The following is a 5,235-nucleotide window of genomic DNA, read 5'->3' on the forward strand; positions in this document are numbered from 1 at the left end:
TATAGCCCGCCTGGGTCAGGGTGAAGACGCACTGCTCCTCCTCGATCAGGTCCTCGATGTCGATCTCGTCCTCCACGTCCTGGATCTCCGTCATCCGCTCGTCGCCGTATCTGTCCGCGATGGCGGTGAGCTCCTCCTTCAGGATCTGGCGGACCAGGCCCTCGTCGGAGAGGACCTTTTGGAACCAGGCGATCTTCTCCTCCAGCTCCTTGTACTCGTTCTCCAGCTTCTCCCGGTTCAGGCCCTGGAGGGAGATGATGCGCATGTCGCAGATGGCGGCGGCCTGCACGTCGTCCAGGCCGAAGCGGGCCATCAGGTTCTCCTTGGCGTCGTCATAGCTGGTGCGGACGATCCGGATCACCTCGTCGATGTTGTCCTGGGCGATCAGCAGCCCCTCCAGCAGGTGGGCACGCTCCTGGGCCTTCCTCAGGTCGAAGCGGGTCCGGCGGGTGACGACGGACTCCTGGTGGGCGATGTATTCGTCCAGGATGTGCCGCAGGGACAAGATCTTGGGCTGGAGCTTGCCGTCGACCTCCACCAGGGCCAGCATGTTGATGGCGAAGGTGGTCTGGAGCTGGGTCTGGGCGAAGAGGCGGTTCAGCACCACCTGGGGGTTCGCGTCCCGCTTCAGCTCGATGACAATCCGCATGCCGCTACGGTCGGACTCGTCCTGGATGTTGCTGATGCCCTCCAGCCGCTTGTCCTCCACCTGGTCCGCCATGCTCTTGATCAGCATCCGCTTGTTGACCTGGTAGGGGATCTCCGTGATGACGATCCGGGTGCGGTCCCGCCCGAACTCCTCGAACTCGTGCCGGGCGCGGATGGTCACCCGGCCCCGGCCGGTGGCGTAGGCCGCCCGGATGCCCGCCCGGCCCATGATGATGCCCTTCGTGGGGAAGTCCGGGCCCTGGATGTGCTGCATCAGGTCCGTCAGCGTGGCGTCGGGGTCGTCCAGCAGGCAGATGACGGCGCCGACGACCTCCCGCAGGCTATGGGGCGGGATGTTCGTCGCCATGCCCACCGCGATGCCGCTGGACCCGTTCACCAGCAGGTTGGGGAACCGGGAGGGCAGGACCTTGGGCTCCCTGCGGGTCTCGTCGAAGTTGGGGTCCCAGTCCACGGTGTCCTTGTCGATGTCCCGGAGCATCTCGTCGGAGATGCGGGCGAGCCGTGCCTCCGTATAGCGGTAGGCCGCCGGGGGGTCGCCGTCCACGGAGCCGAAGTTGCCGTGTCCGTCGACGAGCATATAGCGCATGGAGAAATCCTGGGCCAGACGGACCAGGGCGTCGTAGACGCTGGCGTCGCCGTGGGGATGGTAGCGGCCCAGCACGTCGCCCACGGCGGTGGCGCACTTGCGGAAGGCGTGGTCGTAGGTCAGGTTGTCCTCGTACATGGCGTAGAGGATGCGGCGGTGGACGGGCTTCAGGCCGTCCCGCACGTCCGGCAGGGCCCGGCCCACGATGACGCTCATGGCGTAGTCGATATAGGACTTCTCCATCTCCGGGACCAGGGGGGATTCCACGATCTTCTGCTGGGGGAATCGGATCTCTTCAGGGTCGTACTGGGGTTTCTTACTCATTCGTTTTCGTTCCTCCTTACTGGGGAAAACGCGTTTTTATGACGGGCTGCATCAGAAGGTCTCCTTCAGCCACTCCATACCGGGATAAGGCTCCAGGGTGTGGGCGTACCACTCCACGCACTTTGCCGCCAGCTCCCGGTCCTTCATGGTGCATTTCATGGGAAAAACCGACTGGCTGTCGCTGGCCTCGATCGGGGCCTCCTCATCGGGATCCAAATGATCCGGATCAAAGCAGGTCCAGGCGGTCTCCGACTCCGCGTCCCAAATTTGCAGGAAAATCAAATCCGGGGAGGATTCCAGGGTCAAATAGCCCTCCTCGCCGTATCCGTCGGGACTCATCATCACGCTGGGATACGCGCCGGTGCGGACCTTTTCCACAATGTCCTGGATCCCGGCCTCGGAGATATCGTCCAATCCCAGGCTGGGAAGCGCCCCCCTACTGGCGCTGTGAATCTTTATGCCGCCCGGCAGAGGCGGAATCTCTTTCTTCCGGATGATCTCTTCCATGGTCCCACGGCCTCCTGATCTGAAATCAATAATCCAAATTCACCACGTACTTGGCGTTCTTCTCGATGAACTCCTTCCGGGGCTCCACCTTCTCACCCATGAGGATGGTGAAGGTCTCGTCCGCCTTCACCGCGTCGTCCAGGGTGATGCGCCGCAGGGTCCGGGTCTCCGGGTCCATCGTCGTCTCCCACAGCTCCTGGGCGTTCATCTCGCCCAGGCCCTTGAAGCGGCTGATCTCCACCTTCGCGTTGGGGTTCCCCGCCCGGAGCTCGGCGGAGACCCGGTCCCGCTCCGCCTCGTCATAGGCCACCTTCGTGGTCTTGCCCCGGGTCAGCTTGAACAGGGGCGGCACGGCGGAATAGACGTAGCCCTGCTCGATCAGGGGCCGCATGAAGCGGAAGAAGAAGGTCAGCAGCAGCGTACGGATATGGCTCCCGTCCACGTCGGCATCCGCCATGATGATGACCTTGTGATAGCGGAGCTTATTGGCGTCGAACTCGTCGCCGATGCCCGCGCCCAGGGCGGTGATGACCGGCTGGAGCTTGTCGTTGCCGTAGACCTTGTCCGCCCGGGCCTTCTCCACGTTCAGCATCTTGCCCCAAAGCGGCAGGATGGCCTGGAAGCGGGAGTCCCGGCCCTGGGTGGCGGAGCCGCCGGCGGAGTCGCCCTCGACGATGTAGATCTCGGTCAGCTCCGGATCGTTCTCGTTGCAGTCCCGCAGCTTGTCGGGCATGGCCGCGCCGCCCAGGGCGGTCTTGCGGCGGATGGACTCCCTGGCCTTCTTCGCCGCCTCCCGGGCCCGGGAAGCGGTGAGGGCCTTGTCCAGGATCATCCGGCCCACCTGGGGGTTCTCCTCCAGGAAGGTGTCCAGCTTCTCCGCCACGAGGTTGTTCACCAGGGTGCGGATCTCGGAGTTGCCCAGCTTGGCCTTGGTCTGGCCCTCGAACTGGGCGTCGGTGAGCTTCACGGAGATGACGCAGGTGAGGCCCTCCCGGCAGTCCTCGCCGGAGACCTTCTCATCGTCCTTCAGCAGCTTGATCTTCCTGCCGTAGTTGTTCAGCACGGTGGTCAGGGCCCGGCGGAAGCCCTCCTCATGCATGCCGCCCTCCGGGGTGTGGACGTTGTTGGCGAAGGACAAGATCGTCTCGTTATACCCGTCGTTGTACTGGAGGGCCACCTCGGCGACGGAATCCCCCTTCTGCCCGGACATGTAGATCACGCCGGGATGCAGGGCGTCCTTGCTCTTGTTCAGCCAGGTGACGAACTCCCGGATGCCGCCCTCGTAGCACATGGAGTCCCTCTGCTCCTTCCCGGGGCGGAGGTCCACGGTGTCGATGCGCAGCCCCGCGTTGAGGAAGGCCTCTTCCCGCATACGGGTGTGGAGGGTGTCGTAGTTATAGACCGTGTCCTCGAACATCTCGGGATCCGGCTTGAAGGTGACGGTGGTGCCGGTGCGGTCCGTCTTCCCCACCACGGTCATCTCCTGGGTGATCTGCCCCCGGGAGAACTTCATCTCATAGATCTCGCCGTTCTTGTGCACCTGGACGGTGAGCCACTCGCTGAGGGCGTTGACCACCGAGGCGCCCACGCCGTGGAGGCCGCCGGAGACCTTATAGCCCCCGCCGCCGAACTTGCCGCCGGCGTGGAGGATGGTGTAGACCACCTCCAGGGCGGGCTTTCCGGTCTGGGCCTGGATGTCCACGGGGATGCCCCGGCCGTCGTCCACCACGGTGATGATGTCCCCCTCGCCGATCTGGACCAGGATCTGTGTGCAGAAGCCCGCCAGGGCCTCGTCGATGGCATTGTCCACGATCTCATACACCAGATGGTGGAGGCCGGAGGAGGAGGTGGACCCGATATACATGCCGGGCCGCTTCCGGACGGCCTCCAGGCCCTCCAGGACCTGGATCTCCGAGGCGTCGTATCCGCTGTCCGCGTCCACGGCGGTAGGGCTCAAGATCTCATTGTCTGCCATAAATTTCTCCTTTGCTGTCCTTTTCCTCGGGAGAAAAGGACCAAAAAGAATTTCCTCTCGCCCCGGGGCGAGGCGCTCCCGCCGGCCCGCCCCGCGGCAGGCCGGGGACCGATCCACTCAGAGCGGAAAAAGCCGGGCCGGAGGGGTGGAGCCGTCCGGCCTGCCTTCCTCCGCTCTGGATCTGAAATTTTTGGAATATGCCCGCGCCGCAGCGCATAGGCTGTCCCATCCGATGTCCGTCCCCCTCTTCATTCCAGCTCCCCGCTCTCCGCCCGCTTCCGAAGGGCAGAGGTGCTGAGCTGGCTCAGATAGACGATCTGCCGGTGATAGGGATGGTCGCAGACCACGAAGGACCGGGGCAGGTCCCCGGAGACGTCCAGCACGACCCCCTCCTTCTCGGCGGCGGCCAGATAGTCCCGCGTCCGCTTCTCATAGCTGCACCGGTCCAGGTCGAAGATGCCCACGATCCGGCGCTGGGGGACCACCGCGTTTTGTCCAAGGTGCAGGTACATCTCACTCGTCCTCCCACACGCGGTCCCGGAGCCAGGCCAGCCAGCGGCGGCGGACCTTGACCTGCTGCGCCCGTTCGTTGTCCCAGTTGTCATAGGAGGTCCCCTGCTTGGGAGAATAGAACTTGTAATATCCCGCTCCGTCTCCCGCCGTCTCGAGGAAGAACGTCCGCCCCCCGTCCATCCATCCCAGGTCTACCACGGCCCCGTCCTCATAGGACGTGACGCTGACGTCCAGGGATCTCGCGCTCTCCCCGCTGAGATGCTCCCCTGCCGCTTCCGCGACCTCCGGATCTCCCGCGGCGGAGATGGTCCCCGCTCCCCCGCTCTCCAGGAGCTCCCTCACAGAGGGGAGCGCCAGCACCTCCGCCATCAGGGCCCGGTCCTCCTCCGTGATCTTGACTTCAGGGACCTCCCGCAGGATGGAGGCGGTATCCTCCGACGCGATATAACCCTCCCTATACTGGAAATGGCTCTCCATATAGATCTCCACGCCCAGCAGGACGGCCGCCGCCATGATGAGCCCGATCTTGAGGGCGCGTCTCCTCCACTCCATACGATCCTCCCCTGTCCCACATGGGACGTCCTGCCCTCAAAAAGCCGCGCGGCTCCTTCGCCTCCGCTCAGCCGCGTGTCCATCACCGGATCGTCCCGTTTTCTACATG

Annotated in this window: 5 protein-coding genes; all 5 read right to left on the reverse strand. The window is 64.3% G+C overall.

What is annotated here, in order from left to right; translation table 11 throughout:
- On the reverse strand, positions 1–1,579 hold a 1,579-nt coding region (locus QZ332_RS11395; protein WP_295765478.1), incomplete at its 3' end, for a DNA topoisomerase (ATP-hydrolyzing) subunit A.
- A 51-nt stretch (positions 1,580–1,630) separates the two neighbouring features.
- Positions 1,631–2,086 carry a hypothetical protein gene (locus QZ332_RS11400; protein ID WP_295765479.1) on the reverse strand — a complete coding sequence of 152 codons (456 nt, stop codon included), beginning with the start codon at positions 2,084–2,086 and terminating at the stop codon, positions 1,631–1,633.
- 25 nt (positions 2,087–2,111) lie between these two features.
- Positions 2,112–4,061: a DNA topoisomerase (ATP-hydrolyzing) subunit B gene (gene gyrB, locus QZ332_RS11405; RefSeq protein ID WP_295765480.1), complete on the reverse strand. Its 1,950-nt coding sequence runs from the start codon at positions 4,059–4,061 to the stop codon at positions 2,112–2,114.
- Positions 4,062–4,309: 248 nt separating this feature from the next.
- The gene (gene remB / locus QZ332_RS11410) at positions 4,310–4,573 is read right to left on the reverse strand and encodes an extracellular matrix regulator RemB (protein ID WP_295765482.1); all 264 of its coding nucleotides are present in this window, start codon (positions 4,571–4,573) and stop codon (positions 4,310–4,312) included.
- Position 4,574: 1 nt separating this feature from the next.
- A complete protein-coding gene (locus QZ332_RS11415; RefSeq protein ID WP_295765484.1) occupies positions 4,575–5,126 on the reverse strand; it encodes a hypothetical protein in 552 nt (183 codons plus the stop codon).
- Positions 5,127–5,235 lie beyond the last annotated feature (109 nt).

It is taken from the genome of uncultured Oscillibacter sp. (assembly GCF_910584465.1).
GTDB lineage: Bacteria > Bacillota > Clostridia > Oscillospirales > Oscillospiraceae > Oscillibacter.